This is a genomic window from Caballeronia sp. EK, assembly GCF_014384845.1.
Taxonomy (GTDB): domain Bacteria; phylum Pseudomonadota; class Gammaproteobacteria; order Burkholderiales; family Burkholderiaceae; genus Caballeronia; species Caballeronia jiangsuensis.
Map to the genome: position 1 here is coordinate 858,031 of NZ_JACSUE010000001.1, position 17,437 is coordinate 875,467.

The following is a 17,437-nucleotide window of genomic DNA, read 5'->3' on the forward strand; positions in this document are numbered from 1 at the left end:
GAAGGAGCACGACCGATGAATCCCGACACGCTCATCCGCCGCGCGCCGGTCCGCCTTGCCGCATGCACGGCGTCCGGCCTTACCGACCCCGGCCGCGTGCGCCGCGAGAACCAGGATGGCTTTCTGATCGATCCGGCGCTGAACCTCGTCGCGGTCGCGGACGGCATGGGCGGCCATGCGTTCGGCGCGCGCGCCAGCGCGACCGCGCTCGACTGCATCGCCACGCGGCTCGCCGCCGATACGACCTGTCGCGCTCACGCCGGCACCGCGCACACCGACGATCCCGACGCCACCGTGCACGATGCCTCGGCATGCGCGATGCGCGCCGCCGCCGACGCGCTCGACCACGCCAACGCGACGCTTCACGCGATGAACCTGCGCGAAGGTCTCGCGCACCGCTCGATGGGCACCACGCTGACCGGCATCTGGCAGCCGTCCGGCTCGGCGCGGCTGATCTCGCTGCACATCGGCGACAGCCGCCTCTATCGCTATCGCGACGGCGCCCTCACGCAACTGTCGCGCGACCAGACGCTCTATCAGCAGGCGCTGGAGCACGGCGTCATCGAACATTTGCCGCCGCGCAACGTGCTGCTGCAGGCGCTGGGGCCGCTGCCGTCGATCGCGCCCGTCGTCGAAGCGCACGCGTGGCTGCCCGGCGACCGCTATCTGCTGTGCAGCGACGGGCTGCACGGCGAGGTGCCGCATGGCGAGATCGAAACGGTCCTCGCAACGATGACGCCGCAAGCCATCGACGACGCCTGCGAGCAACTGGTCGCGCTCGCGCTCGATGCGGGCGGCAAGGACAACGTCACGGCGGTCATTGCCTGCTTCGACGGCGGCTAACCAACCCGGTCATCGAAGAGTGCCGCGACGAACGCGGCATCGGGCAGACCTGCGCTCGTGCGCGCGGTTTGCGCGTGCCACCAGACGCTCGTTCCCCAGGCCCCTGCATGCAACGGCGTCGAAGCGTCGTGTGCGTCGTATTCAGGCGATAGCGCCAGCAACCCGGCATCGAAATCCGCGAGACTTGCGCCCTTGTCGAGCGTCGCGAGCGCGAGCGCGCCGCAACGCGCAAACCACGCCTGCGCATACGGACGCCAGATAGACCACGCGCCCGGTTCGACGGGCGCGGCGATGGTCAACGGAAAGTGCCGGCCCGCGCTGTCGACGCTCGGCATCAGCACGCCTGCCCAGCCATCCGCACCCAGCACGCCGCCGCCGAGCGCGAAGCACCACAGCGGGGCGGTCAGATACGAATTGAGCCACGCACGCCCGCGCGCCGCGCGGCCCGCGAGCAGGCCCGCCTGCAACATCGCGTCCCAGGGACCGACAAAACTTTGCGGCAGACGCCGCGTCACGAAGTCGCCGTTGCCGCGCAGCTTGCCGAAGCATCCGGCGACACCCGGCGATGCCATCACAGATGCTCCGGACAGCGAAACTGTTCGAGCGGCGCGCGCCGGAAAGGATTGACGACGCTCGTCGCGTCCAGCTCCAGCACGGCCTTGCGTCCGGCGGAATCGAGCGTGAGCTTGTAGCGATCGGGTTGAGCGGTGGCGTCGAGCCTGCCCGCGTCGATGAGATGCAGGAGCGCCCACGGACCGCTCGCGTCGAGCGGCGCGGCTTGCGTCGCCGAAGCCGGATCGAACTGCGCGCTCGCGCGGCCCGTGTTCTTGCCGCTCGGCCACTGCAGCAGCATCGACTGAAGGCCGTCCTGTCTGAGCGCAAGCTGCTGCCCGTCGATGTCGAGATTGAGTTGCGTCAGCGCCAGATCGAACGCAAGCGCCTTCACGCGAAAGCGGATCGACATGTCGCGGCTGCCGTCGTGGAAGAACGCATCGCGGATCTGCGCTGCGCGCTGGAATTGCGCGAGGGCGTCGCGCGGCATGCCCGCCGGCGGCGTGCCGGCGCGCCATTGCCAGACCGGCCCGCTCGTATCGACCAGCGCGGCAAGGTTCTTCTGGAAGAAATCGTCGATGAGGCCGCCCGGCGCAAACAGCTTGCCGAAATCGTCGGCGGCGACGTCGCGGGTCGAGGCGCGCACGAAAGGATAGCGGCCATCGAGCGCACGGCGGCACAGCGGGCCGGCGTTCGCGTTCCACTGCGCATCCAGCCGGGCGCGCTCGCCGCCTTCGAGAAGCGCCGTGCCCGCCGTGGCGATCGATGCGGCGACTGGCGTGAGCGGCGCCGGGCTCGTCTGGCTCGCGAGCCGCAGCTTGCCGAGCGCATCGCCGGCGGGCGCGGGCTGGCCCATTCTGCGCGCGGCGTCGGCGGCATCGAGATAGACGGCGGCGTCCTTGAGCGGCGCGAGCGCGCGATCGAGCGCCGTGGCGTCGCCCGGCTTGCCCGCGAGCTGATGCAGCGACTGGAAGTGGTCATCGACGCGCGTCGGCGAATTCGCGCCGAGCGTCGTCTCGCGCGCCGCCGCGACGATGAACTTCCTGAGCGGCGAGTCGGGCGCGGACAGCTCGTTCGCGACACGCGCGCCATCGGCGAGACCGGTGACGGGCGCAGCGCTCACGTCGTCGAGCAGTGCGTCCCATGCGTGGATATACGCGTCGAAGTAACGCTCGTCGAGTGCGGCGCGCAACGCGGCGATGCCGTCGGGCGTGAGCGCGACGTCGTCGTGGCCGAGCACCCAGGCGTCCTTCTCGACATTGGCGAGCGCGGCATCGCGCAAGCGCGTGTATTGCGCGTAGCCGGCGCGGGTGTACGCGCCCGCGACGCCCGCCGTGAGCGGCGCGCCGCTCGTGCGCCGCAGCAACAGCGGCGCATTGGGTCCGGCCGCGGCGCTCACGCTGAACGCGGCGATGTTGCCCTGCGCGAGTTCGCCGTCCACCCGGTTGCCGACGCGCTGCGACAGCGGCAGCTCCGCCAGGCGCGCGCGCGCCGCCTTGATGAGCGCGTCGTCGAGCGGGAGCGACGGATCGAAGTGCGTCTTGTCGAACAGCGCGGCGAGATGCGCGTCGAGCGCGCTGCGTTGCGCGGGATTCGCGTCGCCCGCGAGCGCCGGAACCAGATGCGCGCGCAGCGCGGCGGCGTCGAAATGGCGCGCGTCGCCGAGCATCAGATAGGCGCGCAGCGCTTCATATCGATCCGCTTCGGAAGCCGAACCGTTGTCCGTTGCGCCATCGTGCAATTCCTGCGTCAGTTTGCCGACCGCGAGCGGCAGCAAGCTCTGATCGAGCAGTCGCCGGTACGTCACGCGCGCCTCCTGACCGAGCTTGTCGCCCTGATAGAGCCAGAGCCGCGTGAGCCACGGCACCGGCTTGCCGGCGTCCGCATAACCGCCGGGCAGCGCGCGCGCCGCGTCCAGGAGCGGCAGCACCGCGAGCGGATCGGCGGCCGCGTTCGCCTCGCGCGCCAGTTGCCCGACATGCTGCGTCGCGCGCTCGAACTCCGCGACATAGGCGCGATTGCGCTGATAGCTCACGGCCATGCACCCGAGCGCGAGCGCGAGCGTCACGCCGACCAGCGCGAGCGCGCCGCGCCGCAGCCACGCGCTGCAACGCTCGAAGCGGGCGTTCGCGCCCACGAGCCCGGCTTCCGCGATCACCACGTCCTTGAGCATCCGGTTGATGAAATACGCGCGCCCCGACGCATCGCGGTTATACGCGGCGTCGCGACGCAGGCCGAGCGATTGCGCGATGCTGCTGATCGCGCGGTCGATCGGCCGGCCGTGCTGCGTGCCGCTCGTGAAATAGACCCCGCGCAAAAGCGGCGACGCCTCGAAGCGCGTGCCGCGAAACGCGCCGTCGAGAAAGCGGCCGAGCGCCGGCTGCAGCCCCGCGAACTGCTGCGCGAAGCCATAGATGCGCGCGCGCCGCGCGACGTCCGTCTCACGCTGCATGCGATGCAGCACGCGCGTCTGCAGCCGTGTGCCGAGCGCATCGAATTCGGCGGGGAATGCGCCGAGCGCCGCGCTCGCCCCCGGCGATTCGTCGAGCGCGAAGGTGATGCCCCAGACCTGGTTGCGCTCCGCTTCGCCGAGATCGTCGAAGAACTCGGTGAAGCCCGCGAGCAGATCGCACTTCGTCACGACGACATACACCGGAAAGCGCACGCCGAGCCGCTCGCTCAGCTCCGTGAGACGGCTGCGGATCGTGCGGATGTGCGCATCGCGGGCGGCGTCGTCCTCGCGCACGAGATCCGCCGCCGACAGCGTGACGATGACGCCGTTCAGCGGCCGCCGCGGCCGGTACTTGCGCAGCAGTTGCAGGAAGCCCGTCCACGCGGATTCGTCGGCCTGTGCGTCGCTGTCCTGCGTCGTGAAGCGGCCGGCCGTATCGACGAGCACGGCGTCGTCAGTGAACCACCAGTCGCAGTGACGCGTGCCGCCGACACCGCCGATCGCGTCCTCGCCCAGCGTCTCGCGCAGCGGAAAGCGCAGGCCGGAATGCGCGAGCGCCGTGCTCTTGCCGGTGCCCGGCGCGCCGATGAACATGTACCACGGCAACTGGTAGACCCATTGACGGCCGTTGACGCCTTTCATGCGCGCCTGCCGCAGGATCGCGAGCGCCTGCTCGAAGCGCTCGCGCAGCACCGCAAGCTCCGCGCTGCCGGCCGCTGCCGCCTGTCCCCGCCCCGCCACGCCGCTCATGAAGCGCAGATTGACGAGCCGCGCGGCGACGAGGCGCGCGCCCCAGACGAGCCCCCACACGGCGACGAGCGCGGCCATCGCGATCCAGCGGCTGCGCGGCGTCTCGAGCGGCGCGTGGCCATCGAACGCGAACAGCGGCCCTTCGAACCACACGACGACGAGCAACGCGAGCACGCCCGCGAGCGTGAGCCATTGCGGCGTCCTGAGCGTTCCTGCGATCTTTTTCATCGATGTCTCCATGCTGATCTGTGTCCCGGACGCGTCACGACGACGCGCCGGGCGCGAGCAGCGTGATCTCCACGCGGCGGTTTTTTGCGCGACCTGCGGGCGTGTCGTTCGACGCGAGCGGTTCGGCGTCGCCGCGCCCTTCGGCCGAAAAGCGCGCGCTCGCGCCGGTGAGCGACGCGAGCATCGCGCGCACGCTTTCGGCGCGGGCCTGCGACAGATGCCAGTTCGACGGGAAGCGCGCCGACACGAGCCGCTGATCGTCGGTATGGCCGGTCACGACGACCTTGCCGGGCACGCCCGCGAGCGCCTGCGCGATGCGTCCGATCAGCGTGTCGTAGGCGGGGTCGAGCGTCGCGCTGCCGGAGGCGAACAGGTTGTCGCCGTTGATCGTGACGATCGAGCGGTCCGCCGCCTCGCGCACCGACACCAGGCCTTCGCGAATCTCGGGCGCGAGGAAGGCGGCGAGATTCGCGGCGGCGGCGGGCATCGCGGCGGGCGCGATCACGCTCGCGGGCGCGGCGGGCCGCTCGCTCACGCGAATGCGATCGAGCGCTTCGAACACGGGGTCGGACGTGCGATTCAGGCTCATCGCGAGCGCGATGTGCGTCGCCACCACCACGACGCCCGCGAGTGCTGCGCAGACCCACGGCGGCATGCGCTGGCCGAGCGGCCGGCGCGCGCGCTCGGCGGGCCGCCAGTGCACCGATAGTTCGTTCTCGAACGCGCCGCGCTGGTCGCGGATGATGCGTTCGAGCCGCTCGCGCATTGAGTCGAGCTGGCTGCGTCCGCCGTCGATCAGGCGATAGCGTCCTTCGAAACCGAGCGACAGGATCACGTACAGAAGCTCCAGCACGTCGATGTTGCGCGCCGGGTCCTGCGCGAGCCGCTGCAGGATCAGAAAGAAGCGCTCGCCGCCCGACGCCTCGTTGTGAAAGGTCACGAGCAGGCTGCGGCTCGCCCAGACGCCGCTGCCCCACGGCGTGCCCGAGATCGCCTCGTCGATGCAGGTGCACAGGCAATAGCGCGCAGCCGCGAGCTTTTCGGTATCGATGCCGCTTGCGCGGGCCTCCTGCTCGAAGGCGCGCACCATGCGCACGAGCTCGCCTCGCAGCGCTTCGATATCGGTCATCGCGGCCCGTTGACGCAGTGGCAACGCCAGTTCGATCAGCGGATTCGCCGCGCGCACAAGCGGGTTCAGGCCGCTCGCGGCGGGCAGCGCCGGCGCGCGCGGTGTTTCGTCCATGCGCGCGCGCTCCGCCAGGCGTCCGCCCGGTTGCGGAATCAGAATGGTGTCGTCCGGGTCGAAGCCGGCTTGCGGCAAAGCGGGTGCATTCACGATGCGTTCCTTCGTCGAATGAAGCGGGGGATTCAAGGGCGGATCGCCCAGAACTCGAACTCGATGCCGGGAAAATCCCCCGCGACGTGCAGCGCCACGCCCGCCGAGGTCGCGAACTGCCGCCACAGATCGCCGCCGCGTTCCAGCTCGAAATACGTGAAGCCCGCATGGAACGGCAACTGGCGCGGTGCAACCGGCAGCGCACGCAGCGCGATGCCCGGCAATTGCAGATTGACGAGATCGCGGATGCGCTCGACCGGCCCGAGCTTGGCCTGCTGCGGAAAGCCGTTGAGCAGCGCGGCGGGCGCGAGATCGGCCTTCACCGCGAGCACGAAGCTCGCCGAGCGGAACAGGTCGCGGTCCGGCACGATCGCCACGCGCAGGCCGTACTTGCGTTCTTCCAGCGCGATCGGCACGGCGTGCGGGTCCATCACGGCGGCGAGCGCGGCGCGCAGCGCGTTGACGATCGGCGTGAAGGTCTCGTCGAGCCGTTCGTGGCGATAACCCGGGAACGCGCCCGGACGCTTGCCGGACAGGCTGAAGGTGGCGAGCTCGCCCGCCAGTTGCAACGCGTGCTGATGCAGGTCGTGCGGATGCAGACCGGTCGTCGACGCAATCCCCGCGAACAACGGCTCGGCCCGGTTGAGCACTTGCAGCAGCAGAAAGTCGGCGATCTCCGCCGCGCCGGTCGCGGCGGGCTGGGCGAGGCGCGCGGCGAGCGCATCGGCGCGCTGGTGCATGAGGCCCGTGAGTTCGTCGACGAATCCGCACAGCCGGCGCGACACGCGATAGTCGAGGCACGGCGGCGCGTAGGCGGCATCGAGCACGATGCTGTTGTCCGCGCGACGCTCGACGATGCGCGCGATCCCGAGCGACGTATGCGCGTGCGCCACGTCCTCCTCGAACGCGAGGCGCAGTTGCAGCTTGCCGACCTGCACGAGCGCGGCGCCGGTCGCGCCCTCGTTGCTGTCGAGCACTTCTGTTTCCGCGATGCGGTGGCGCGCGAAGCCATCGTGACCGGCCTGCGCCGCGTACGCCGCTTCGGGCGCGCCGTGACGCGCGACGGGCAGCGCGAGCACGATCGTCAGATCGCGCGCGTCCTCGGGCACGGCGAGCGGCAGCGGGAGTTCATCGTCGGCGGGAAGCCGGAACGGACTGCCATCGGGCAGCACGCCCGCGCACGCGTTCAGCGCGATGCGGCCGAGCTTCAGTTGCTCGACATCGATCTCCAGTTCCGAAAAGCCGAACGCATAGGGCCGCAAGGCGGCGCAGCGCGCGTCGATCTGCGCGCGCACATAGCGGTCGTGCTGCTGCAGATGCTGCGGCTGAAGCAGCATGCCTTCGGACCAGATCACCTTGTTGTTCCTGGACATCGTCGCCTCGCGCTTGGATTCAATGAAGGATGGAAGGAGCGAGCGGCTTCGTATCGGCGAAACCGTTCGCCTGCCGCTCGTATGCGTCGTTGAAAGCGCTGCCGGACAGCGCCTGGAGGTCGTCGGCGCTCGCGCGCGTCAGTTCGGCATGCAGCGCCACCAGACGCTCCCACTGACGCGCCTTGCGGCACGCGGGCAGCCAGTCGAGCCAGCCGCGCCGTGTGTCGGCAGCGGCTATCGCCTGTGGATCGAAGCGGCCGAGCAGATGCTGCATGGCCGCGCGCGTGCCCGCGAGGACCGCGAGTTCGTGACGGCGGATATCGTCGAAGGCGCTTTCGAGCGCGGTCTGCGCGGGCAGATAGCCGGCGCTCGCGCCACGCAGCATCTGCCCGAGCGCACCGTCGCCGTCGGGGAAGAACTTCAGCGGGTTGTTGTCGCGCTGGACGAGCATCGTCGTGTCGAGGCTGATTTCGCGTTTCATCACCGAGCGCGACAGCAGCACGTCCACCACGCCTCGCACCGCCGTGCGCAGCATCGCGCCCGCGAGCCGCGCGACCTCGGCGGCGTTGCGTGTGCCGAGCACTCCGTCATCGACGCCCATGCCGTCGAGCAGCGCCGCGTAGGCCGATTCGGCGATGGCGTCGTTCGCCGCGACCGTCGTGTGGATCGGCAACTCCGGGGCGCTCGTGCAAGGCGCAAGCGCGATGTCGCCGAGCGGATCGTAGTCGTGCGGAATGCCGCCCGCCGGCGCATGCGTGGTCGTGTGCACGGGCGGCACGTAGGCGACCTGCTCGGGCGGCACGTGATCGCTCTGCGATCCGGCGAACGCCGCATGGCCGTCGAGCCGATGGGGCATTTCCTCTTCACCGCCGAGCGGATCGAAGCGCGGGCCCGGCAGCGGCGAATCCGCCAGCACCGCCGCGCAGGCGAGCGGGTCGTGCGCGAACGCCTGCGCCGCGCCCGCTTCGTGCACGCTCGCCGCGTCCAGCGGATCGAAGCCGCGACGGTCGTGCACGCCGAGCGGCGCGTCGAAAGCCGCGGCGGGCGCGCGCGCCATCGTGCGCACGCCGAGCCGGTAGCCGCCGATCTCCAGCACGTCGCCATCGGCGAGCGGCGCGGGCTGGCCGCCCGCGAGCGGCCGGCCGTTGACCCGGCTCGGATTGCTGCCGAGATCGGCGAGCCGCCAGCCGTCCTCGCTCCAGTCGATCCGCGCATGCACGCGCGACACGGTCTTCGCCGCATCCGGCAGCATCAGCACGTTGCCGGGGCCGCGTCCGATCGTGCCGCCCGCCGCGCCGAAGCGGCACGCGAGCGGCGCATCGGGCGCGCTGCCCTGATAGCTCTCCACCGTGAGCGTGAGATACATGGCGTCTCCTTCCTGTCCGTTCATCTGGTGCCGTCGTCGGCCTGGCGGGGCGCGGCGGGCGCATCGGGCGACGCGTTCGCCGCGCCCGCCCCACCGCCTGCACCGCCGCAATTGATCTGCACGACCACGCCGTCGATCGACACCGGCCCGGCCGCGCTGATCGCGATGCCGGACGGTCCGAGCACGATGGTGTTGCCGCCCGCCTTGAGCGTGAGCGTCACGCCGGCCTCGATGGTGACGTTCGCCCCGCCCTTCACATCGACGTTAACACCCGCCCCCACCGAAATATTCGCCCCGCTTTTGTGATGCGTATCGCCGCCGATATCGAGGGAAAATTTGCCGCCGACCCGCGTGCGCTGGGCGCCCTGCACCTCGTCGCTGCGATTTCCGCCGCAGCGCGCGTAATCGTCCTGCTCGACGATTACATGCCGCTCGCGGCCGATGCGTGTGAGCGCGTCGTGCTTGACCCAGGTTTCCAGATCTCGCTCGGCGTGAAAGAACAGTTGCTCGGCATCCTTCGTATCGTCAAAGCGCATTTCGTTGAAACCGTTGCCGCCTTTCGTCGAATTGCTTTTGAGCGTGGTGCGGGCCATTTTCGCGGGCAGTTCGTAAGGTGTCGTCTGCGCGGCGTTGTAGACGCTGCCGATCACGAGCGGCTGATCCGGATCGCCTTCGATGAAATGCACCAGCACCTCCTGCCCGATGCGCGGCAGGAAGAATGCGCCGTAGCCCTTGCCGGCCCAGGGCTGCGCGACGCGCACCCAGCAGCGCTGCAGCGACTCGCGCGACGCCTCCGGTTCCAACTGTTCCCAATGAAACTGCACCTTGATGCGGCCATACTTGTCGGTATGAATCTCTTCGCCCTTCGGGCCGACGACGACCGCCGTCTGCGGCCCCGCGACGCACGCGCGCGGCGTGCTGCGCGCGGCGCGAAATCCGGCGTCGCGCGGCAACGCCGTGAACGCGCAATCGAAAACGGGCGGACGGTCGCGTGCATCGAAAGTGGAAATATAGTCATCCGAATTGATTTCATACTCGGCCGAAACGACGAGATACTCGCCGTTGTGCTGCGCGAGCGGATGATCGCTCAGATGCACGATGCCGCCCGGCCAGATGGCGCGCGCGGTCGTGCGTGCACTCACGCAGACATTGCCCGCCTGATGCGCCTCGACGCGCGCGCGCGCGAGACGCTCGGCGTCTTCGTGGCGCGTGTAGCCCGGCGCGTGCTCCTGCATCGCGTAGACGGGCTCATCGAAACGCTTCACGCGATGCGCACGCGCGACGAGACCTTGCTGCGCCGATTGCGACGGCTTCTCGAAGTCGTAATCGTTGATCTCGACGATGCCCGTCGCCACTTCGCCGCCCGTGGACCATGCATAGACCCACTCATGCTCGTGCGGCGCGCCGGTCTGCGCGCGAAAGGGCAGCGCATTGCAATGCGGCGTCGCGCCATGCACCTGCGACGAATCCGTGAGAATCAGCCGATGCTTCCCGCCCCGATGCTCGACGTAGTAGTAAATGCCTTCGCGCTCGGCGAGCCGGCTCACGAAATCGAAATCCGTCTCGCGGTACTGCGCGCAATGTTCGAGGCTCGGATAGCTCGCCGAGCACTTGTTCTCGAAGTCGATGTGATAGTCCGCGAGCACGCGGCCGATGATCGCCGGCACGGTCATCCGGTGAAAGAAGCGGCAGTGCGATGCGCGCGTGAGCAGCCACAGGCGCGGGCGCACCGTCGCGCGATACAGCGCCGGGCGGTTGGGCTGCGTGCTCGCGGGCCGCGCCAGCTCGAACGCCGTGACGATGCCGTTGTACTCGCGCGTGCCGCCCGACGGAATCGCCAGCGACAGCGAGAAGTCACTGCCGAGCATCTTCGCGATGTCGAGATTCGAGCGGTCGGCGAGCAGTTCGAGATCCCATTGCGCGAGGCGTCCCAGTTCCTCGCGTCCGCGCATGCGATAGAGCACGAGCGCGTTCGTGCCGAGCGCGCAGGTCACCTGCGCGATGCGATCGTTGTCGGTGAGCATCATCGGTGGCCTCGTCGTTCAGGGAATCTGCGTTTCGCACGTCGCCGGATCGACGATCGTCACCACGCCGCCCCAGTTGCAGAGGCATTTGGAGACGTTGTCGAGCGACGGCTGGTTGCCGAGCAGCACCGTGACCGCGCCGGGCACCCAGGGCGCGAGGGTCGCGGGCACGCAGGGCATCGGCGTCGGCGTGCCGAGCGCGGCGGCGGTGGCCGCGGCGACTTCGGGATTCGCCTGCGAGGTGCACATGCCGAACGGCATGATGTTCACGAGCGGCTCGTGATCCATGATGTTCGCGGCAATCGACCCTTCGCAGCGCACGCGATTGACGGGCAACACGACGAGCGCGGACGGCGTCACGCCGAACGAGCATTGCAGCGTCGCGCCCATGACGACTTGTTGTGGCATGACCGGCTCCTCAATCGAACGAATAGGTGAACTCGCCGTCGCATACGCCGACTTCGACTTTCGCCACGCTGCGGCCATCGACGAGACGGCTCAGGAATTCCGTGCTCACGCGCGGCAGCACGGTGTTGGTGAGAATCGCGTCGATCATGCGGCCGCCGCTCGCGAGTTCCGTGCAGCGCCGCGCGATCTGCGCGACCACCGCGTCGTCCCAGGCGAAGCTCACGCGCTGCCGCTCCCCGATACGCCGCCCGATGCGCGCGAGCTGGAGGCGGATCACCGCATCGAGCATCGCTTCGTCGAGCGGGTAGTACGGGATCACCGCGACGCGTCCGAGCAGCGCCGGCGGAAAAGCTTCGAGCAGCGGCTCGCGCAGCGCGCGCGCGATCTCTTCCGGCGACGGCGCTTCACGCCCGCCGCCGCACAGATCCGTGATGAGTTCGGTGCCGACATTCGTCGTGAGCAGGATCAGCGTGTTGCTGAAATCGATCTCGCGCCCTTCGCCGTCTTCCATGCGGCCCTTGTCGAAGACCTGGAAGAAGAGCTTGTGCACGTCCGGGTGCGCCTTCTCGAACTCGTCGAGCAGCACGACGCTATAGGGACGGCGTCGCACCGCTTCGGTGAGCACGCCGCCCTCGCCATAGCCGACATATCCCGGCGGCGCGCCCTTCAACAGCGACACGGTGTGCGCTTCCTGGTACTCGCTCATGTTCACGGTGACGACGTTGTCCTCGCCGCCATACAACGCCTCGGCGAGCGCGAGCGCAGTTTCGGTCTTGCCGACGCCCGAGGTGCCCGCCAGCATGAACACGCCGACCGGCTTGCAGGGATCGTCGAGTCCGGCGCGCGCGGTCTGAACGCGGCGCGCGATCATGTGCATCGCGTGATCCTGTCCGACGATGCGGCGGTTCAGCGTCGCGGCCAGATCGAGCACGCTGGCGGCTTCGTCGCGCACCATGCGGCCGACCGGGATGCCGGTCCAGTCCTGCACCACCGATGCGACCGCGTGCGCATCGACGCCCGGCAGGATCAGCGGCGTTTCGCCCTGGCGCTGGGCGAGTTCGTCGGTCAGCGCTTTCAGGTCGGGAAGCGCGACGGACTCGCCGCCCGCCTCGATCGACCGCCGCGCCGCGAGAATGCGCCCGACGAGCGCACGCTCCGCCTCCCAGCGCGCGGTGAGATCGGCGAGGCGCGCACGTTCGGATTCGAGCCGGGCGGCGACGTCGGCGGCGCGTTCGCGCGTATCGATGCCGAGCGCCGCCTCGCGCGCGACGATCTCGCTTTCCGTCGTCCACGTCTCGATGCGCCGCTTCGCATCGTCGATGGCGGGCGGCAGCGCCTGCTGGCTCACCGCGACGCGCGCGCAGGCGGTGTCGAGCAGGCTCACGGCCTTGTCGGGCAACTGGCGCGCGGGAATGAAGCGATGCGAGAGCTTCACCGCCGCCTCCAGCGCCTCGTCGAGCACCTGCACGCCGTGATGCCGCTCCATCTTTTGCACGAGGCCGCGCATCATCGCGATCGCGCCGGCTTCCGTCGGCTCCGGCACCTTGACCACCTGAAACCGCCGCGTGAGCGCCGGGTCCTTCTCGATGTGCTTCTTGTATTCGACCCAGGTCGTCGCCGCGATCGTGCGCAGCGTGCCGCGCGCGAGCGCGGGCTTGAGCAGGTTGGCGGCGTCGCCGGTGCCCGCCGCGCCGCCCGCGCCGACGAGCGTGTGCGCCTCGTCGATGAAAAGAATCACCGGCTTGTCCGACGCCTGCACCGCTTCGATCACCTGCTTCAGCCGGCTCTCGAACTCGCCCTTCACGCTCGCGCCCGCCTGCAGCAGACCGACATCGAGCGTGCGCACGACGGCATCGCGCAACGCGGGCGGCACGTCGCCCGCGACGACGCGCTGCGCGAAGCCTTCCACCACCGCCGTCTTGCCGACGCCCGCCTCGCCGGTCAGGATCGGGTTGTTCTGCCGCCGCCGCATGAGAATGTCGATGACCTGGCGAATCTCCATGTCGCGTCCGACGATCGGATCGAGCTTGCCCTCGCGCGCCTCGGCGGTCAAATCGACGGTGTAGCGGGCGAGCGCGTCGTTCTGCGCGAGCGGCGCGGCAGGTTCCGCCGCGGGCGCAACCTGCGCTTCCGGCGAGCCGTCGAGCAGCGCGTCGAAACGCGCGGACAGCGCATCGAAACTGATCTTCTCGAACTGGCGCGACAGCGCGTAGAGCGCATTGCGCAGGTTCGGCGTGCGCAACATGCCGATCACGAGATGCCCGCTGCGCACCTTCGACGCATTGAACATCAGCGAGCCGAAGACCCAGCCGCGCTCGACGGCTTCATCGACTTGCGCGGAGATATCGGAAACGGAGGTCGCGCCGCGCGGCAGGCGATCGAGCGCCGCGGTCAGATCGCGTTCGAGCGCGGCCTCGTCCAGCTCGAAATGCCGCACGAGGCGACGCAGATCCGAATCCGCCGCGAGCAGAATCTGATGCACCCAGTGCGCCAGTTCGACATACGGATTGCCGCGCAGCTTGCAGAACGCCGCGCCGTTTTCGATCGCACGATAGGCAAGCGGATCGAGCTTGCCGAACAGGGCCATGCGGCTGATTTCAGTCATGAGAAGTCTCCTTGCGTGGGGGCTTGCTTGTGGTTCGCTTGCGCCTGCCCGGCGATCACGACCCGATGGTTGTCATGGACCGGCGCGCCGCTCGTGAGCCAGGTGTTCCAGCCGATGCGCGCGCCTTTCGTCGAATTGCCTTGCAGACGCAGCGGCGGCACTTCCTCGCGCTTCAGATGCAGCGCCACGTCCCAGTCGAGCGGATCGCGCACGTAGTTGCGGACCCAGTCGGCGAGTTTCGCGAGGCTCGCGCCGCCCGGCAGAAAGCGCATGAAATCGACATAGCCGAGCGGTCCGATCACGATGCGAAACTTGTGCTGGCAGTCCCAGACCCGCGTGCCGACGACCGTCGATACGCCGAGCCGCGCGCCGGACAGACGTGTGCGCGCGTCTTCCGGCAGCGCGATCCAGTGGCCGCGCCACGGCTCGATCGACACGTTCACGCCGAAAAAACGCGCGAGAATCAGCCGCAGTCCGCCAGCGTGGCGCGTCGGCGCGGCGAGCACGCCCGCGAAGTGACGCTTGGCGGAATCGGGCACGGCGTCGCGATCGGCGAGTGCGGGCGCGCCGAGGCCGAACAGGCTGCCAACGTAGCCCGCGAAGCGATCGTCGCGCGGACGGTCGGCGCTCACGACCGGCTGCGCATCCGCCCACGCGCGGTAGAACAGCGACAGCATCCGGTGATGGAACACGTCGAGAAAGCGCGCGAGCGTCGGATCGTTCGCGTTGCGCGCGCGCTCGCGCACGTAGGCGGTGAGGTGCGTCGGCAGCGGGCCGTTCGGTCCGAGCAGGCCGAGAAAATTCACCGCGAGCCGGCCGGGCTTGCCGTCCTCGCCCGGCACGAAGTCGCCGAGCGTCGTCGGATGAAAGATCAGTTCCGGGTCTTGCGAAAGCCGCACGGCGTCGTCGCGCACGGACAGCGAGCGGCCGAGGCGCGGACGCTCCCCATGCGCCTGCTCGATCAGCCGCAGCGCCTGAAAGAAGTCGAAGCGGCGGGCGTCGCGGGCGAGCATGCCGTCGATGGTCAGAGCGTCGCGCATCGTCCGATCCTCGCGGGCCACTGCATGACGGGACCACGCGCGAGCGTCGCGACCTGGGTCTCGGTGAACGAATTGATCGACACGTATTGCGCGAAGAACTGTGCGAGCACCGCGCCGAGCAGGAACGCGCTCGCGCCCTCGAACGCGGCGTCGTCGAAGTGCAGCGTGATCGCGAGGCCGCGCCCGTAGACGATCGGACCCGGCGAAGGCAAACGGCGCACGACCGGCGCGCACGACACCGAACGCAGCCCTTCGACCTGCCGGTGCGCGGCGGCATCGTCGGCGGGGCAGTAGAGCGCGAGCAGCTCGCGCAGCGCGCGGGCGCCTTCCTGCTCGTTGGTATCGACGAGCGACGCGTAGTTGAGCGAAAGATGATCGAGCAGCCGCCACGCCGCCGGCCCTTCTGCGAACGAAGGCAGCGGCCGGCTCGGGCCCGCGACGCAGCGCACGGCGGTGACGGGCGCTTCGGCATCGAGCGTGAAGTCGGTCGAGCCCGCGCCGACCGGCATCGACAGCGGCAGATCGCGGTTCGTGCACCACGCGCCGATGCCGAGCTGGCGCACTTCGCCGCTGTCGGGCGCGCCCGCAGCATCGACCAGCGCAATGAAGGCTTCGCTGCCGAGGTAGCTGCTGCGCGCGCCGTTCTGCTGCTGCCGCGCCGACGCGCGCCGTGGCTCGCGCCGCAGTTGATAAAACGCGCCGCCTTCGCCCGGCATGTCGAGATCGTTCGCGCAGTGGAACGGCCGATACTGCTTCTGCGCATCCGCGCCCGCGCCGTAGCCGGTGACTTCGTCGAGCTGATGGATTTCGTAGTCCATCGGACGCGTGCGATCGACCACGACGTGATATTCGAACGCCGTGTCCGACAGCGCGACGCGGTCGGTGCGGCGGCGAAACAGGTTGATGGCGGGCGTGCAGTCGAGCGCGAAATTCGCAGCATCGACGCCGCGTTCGAGCGACGCATCCGCCTGATCGAGCAGGATCACGATCTCCGCTTCCCGCCCGCGGCAATGACGCAGCGCGTCGCGCAAGCCGGCCAGTTCGACGAACATGAAGCGCGGCGCGAAAGCGAAATACTCCTGAAGCAGACGATAGCCGTCGAACGATTGGCGGCCGACCGGCAAAAGCGCCTCGTCTTCGGCGAAACCGAGCGGTTGCAGCGCTGTCCGGGGCAGCACGGCGAGCGTGGTCGCGGCGCTCGCGCCATTGCCCGGCTGCATCACCGCGACGCCGACGCAATGCGCGAGCAGCCGCTCGTGCAGCTTCGCAGGCAGGCCATCCGGGCCGCGCAGATACAGCGCGAGACGGTCGAGCGAAAGGCGTTCGAAGCCGAGCGAGCCGGTCGCGCGCAAGCGCAGGCGCAATCCCGCCTTGACGCCCGCGGGCAGCGCCGGCGCCGACGCGTTCAGCGAGCCCGCATGCGTGAAGAACTTCGCCTGAGCGATCTCGACGGGCCACAGCGTGACCGCATGCGCGGTGCGATATTCGCAGCGCGTCGACGCGGACTTGTCGAGCATGCCGCGCAGCGCCGTATGACGCGGCACGACGATGCCATCGGCGCTCGCCGCGAGTTGCGGGTTCGCGTGATCGGCCTGCAACTGGACGACCGTCATCGACGGCGTCGGCGCGAGATAGTGCGGATACGCCAGTTCCAGCAGATGCTGCGTGAAGCGCGGGAACTCGGCGTCGAGCTTCATCTGCACGCGCGCGGCGAGAAAGCTGAAGCCTTCCAGCAGCCGCTCGACATACGGGTCCGCGCATTCGACGCCATCGAGCGCGAGCCGCCCGGCGATCTTCGGAAACGCGGCGGCGAATTCGCCGCCCATCTCCCGGACGTGCTGAAGCTCCTGGCTGTAGTACCTGAGGAACGCGGGATTCATGTCTGCTGCTCCCCGGCCGATGCATCGCAGACGCGCACTTCGCCCGCTTCGAGATCCAGTTCCGTGCGCAGGAAAAGCCGCTCGGGATACGGCTGCGACCACATGTCCGCCTCGATCTCGAAGCGGATCACGTGGCCGCCTCGCGTGCTTTTTGGTGCTGCTGCGCCCTTCGCTTCGTCGATCGCCGTCACGCGCACCGATTCGCGCGCGAGCCGCGGCTCGAAAGCCCACAGCGCGTCGCGGATGATGCGTTCCAGCGCGCCGGCCGCGAGCGCGGCGACATCGCGGCCCGCGAGATCCGGCAGGCCGTAGTTGAGCACCGACGTCGCGACATGCGGCAGATTCGCCGCGTCCTCCGCATGCGAGCGCTCGCCGAGACCGCTCGCGTTGAGAAGCCAGCCGATATCGCGCTGCACGCTGTCGCGCAGCGCACGCGCCGAGATCACGCGACGCTCGCGGGATTCGTGACGCGCGTGCGGTTCGAAATCGGTCAGGCGGTCGAGCAACGACGGCTGCAGCCGGTCGCGGGCGGAAGGTTCGGACATGGGCGGCTCCTTTTGCGGGCAATGGGCGGACGTGA

General features: G+C 69.4%; 12 protein-coding genes. 1 reads left to right on the forward strand and 11 read right to left on the reverse strand.

Going from position 1 to position 17,437, the window contains the following annotated elements; translation table 11 throughout:
- Positions 1-15 precede the first annotated feature (15 nt).
- Positions 16-843: a PP2C family protein-serine/threonine phosphatase gene (locus IAG25_RS03605; protein WP_187603552.1), complete on the forward strand. Its 828-nt coding sequence runs from the start codon at positions 16-18 to the stop codon at positions 841-843.
- On the opposite strand, the gene tagF is transcribed toward IAG25_RS03605, so the two are convergent.
- The 11 genes from tagF to tssE are packed head-to-tail and all read right to left on the reverse strand — an operon-like array spanning position 840 to position 17,402.
- Positions 840-1,415, reverse strand: coding sequence for a type VI secretion system-associated protein TagF (gene tagF / locus IAG25_RS03610; protein WP_187603553.1), 576 nt, complete (start codon positions 1,413-1,415; stop codon positions 840-842). The two genes, IAG25_RS03605 and tagF, sit on opposite strands and share 4 nt — an antisense overlap.
- Positions 1,415-4,825, reverse strand: a complete 3,411-nt coding sequence (gene tssM / locus IAG25_RS03615; protein ID WP_187603554.1) for a type VI secretion system membrane subunit TssM — start codon at positions 4,823-4,825, stop codon at positions 1,415-1,417. Before tssM ends, tagF begins: the two co-directional genes overlap by 1 nt.
- A gap of 34 nt (positions 4,826-4,859) precedes the next feature.
- Entirely contained in the window at positions 4,860-6,161 is a 1,302-nt protein-coding gene (locus IAG25_RS03620; RefSeq protein ID WP_187603555.1) for a DotU family type VI secretion system protein, read from the reverse strand.
- 32 nt (positions 6,162-6,193) lie between these two features.
- A complete protein-coding gene (gene tssK, locus IAG25_RS03625) occupies positions 6,194-7,534 on the reverse strand; it encodes a type VI secretion system baseplate subunit TssK (RefSeq protein WP_187603556.1) in 1,341 nt (446 codons plus the stop codon).
- 19 nt (positions 7,535-7,553) lie between these two features.
- A complete protein-coding gene (tagH, locus tag IAG25_RS03630) occupies positions 7,554-8,900 on the reverse strand; it encodes a type VI secretion system-associated FHA domain protein TagH (RefSeq protein ID WP_187603557.1) in 1,347 nt (448 codons plus the stop codon).
- Positions 8,901-8,920: 20 nt separating this feature from the next.
- Positions 8,921-10,927 (reverse strand): type VI secretion system Vgr family protein, encoded by a 2,007-nt coding sequence (locus IAG25_RS03635; RefSeq protein WP_187603558.1) that lies wholly within the window; start codon positions 10,925-10,927, stop codon positions 8,921-8,923.
- A gap of 15 nt (positions 10,928-10,942) precedes the next feature.
- Positions 10,943-11,332 (reverse strand): DUF4280 domain-containing protein, encoded by a 390-nt coding sequence (locus IAG25_RS03640; RefSeq protein WP_035498960.1) that lies wholly within the window; start codon positions 11,330-11,332, stop codon positions 10,943-10,945.
- Positions 11,333-11,342: 10 nt separating this feature from the next.
- Complete coding sequence (gene tssH / locus IAG25_RS03645) at positions 11,343-13,937, reverse strand: type VI secretion system ATPase TssH (protein WP_187603559.1); 2,595 nt, start codon at positions 13,935-13,937, stop codon at positions 11,343-11,345.
- Positions 13,934-14,977 (reverse strand): type VI secretion system baseplate subunit TssG, encoded by a 1,044-nt coding sequence (gene tssG / locus IAG25_RS03650; protein WP_187603560.1) that lies wholly within the window; start codon positions 14,975-14,977, stop codon positions 13,934-13,936. Before tssG ends, tssH begins: the two co-directional genes overlap by 4 nt.
- Positions 14,962-16,857: a type VI secretion system baseplate subunit TssF gene (gene tssF, locus IAG25_RS03655; RefSeq protein WP_187603561.1), complete on the reverse strand. Its 1,896-nt coding sequence runs from the start codon at positions 16,855-16,857 to the stop codon at positions 14,962-14,964. Before tssF ends, tssG begins: the two co-directional genes overlap by 16 nt.
- A complete protein-coding gene (tssE, locus tag IAG25_RS03660) occupies positions 16,854-17,402 on the reverse strand; it encodes a type VI secretion system baseplate subunit TssE (protein WP_187603562.1) in 549 nt (182 codons plus the stop codon). The genes tssF and tssE overlap by 4 nt, the downstream gene beginning before the upstream one ends.
- Positions 17,403-17,437 lie beyond the last annotated feature (35 nt).

Bases quoted from the DNA above. Each gene is read 5' to 3' on its own strand.
- IAG25_RS03605 (WP_187603552.1), top strand. From the start codon at position 16: ATGAATCCCGACACGCTCATCCGCCGCGCGCCGGTCCGCCTTGCCGCA.
- tagF (WP_187603553.1), bottom strand. From the start codon at position 1,415: ATGGCATCGCCGGGTGTCGCCGGATGCTTCGGCAAGCTGCGCGGCAAC.
- tssM (WP_187603554.1), bottom strand. From the start codon at position 4,825: ATGAAAAAGATCGCAGGAACGCTCAGGACGCCGCAATGGCTCACGCTC.
- tssK (WP_187603556.1), bottom strand. From the start codon at position 7,534: ATGTCCAGGAACAACAAGGTGATCTGGTCCGAAGGCATGCTGCTTCAG.
- tagH (WP_187603557.1), bottom strand. From the start codon at position 8,900: ATGTATCTCACGCTCACGGTGGAGAGCTATCAGGGCAGCGCGCCCGAT.
- IAG25_RS03635 (WP_187603558.1), bottom strand. From the start codon at position 10,927: ATGATGCTCACCGACAACGATCGCATCGCGCAGGTGACCTGCGCGCTC.
- IAG25_RS03640 (WP_035498960.1), bottom strand. From the start codon at position 11,332: ATGCCACAACAAGTCGTCATGGGCGCGACGCTGCAATGCTCGTTCGGC.
- tssH (WP_187603559.1), bottom strand. From the start codon at position 13,937: ATGACTGAAATCAGCCGCATGGCCCTGTTCGGCAAGCTCGATCCGCTT.
- tssG (WP_187603560.1), bottom strand. From the start codon at position 14,977: ATGCGCGACGCTCTGACCATCGACGGCATGCTCGCCCGCGACGCCCGC.
- tssF (WP_187603561.1), bottom strand. From the start codon at position 16,857: ATGAATCCCGCGTTCCTCAGGTACTACAGCCAGGAGCTTCAGCACGTC.
- tssE (WP_187603562.1), bottom strand. From the start codon at position 17,402: ATGTCCGAACCTTCCGCCCGCGACCGGCTGCAGCCGTCGTTGCTCGAC.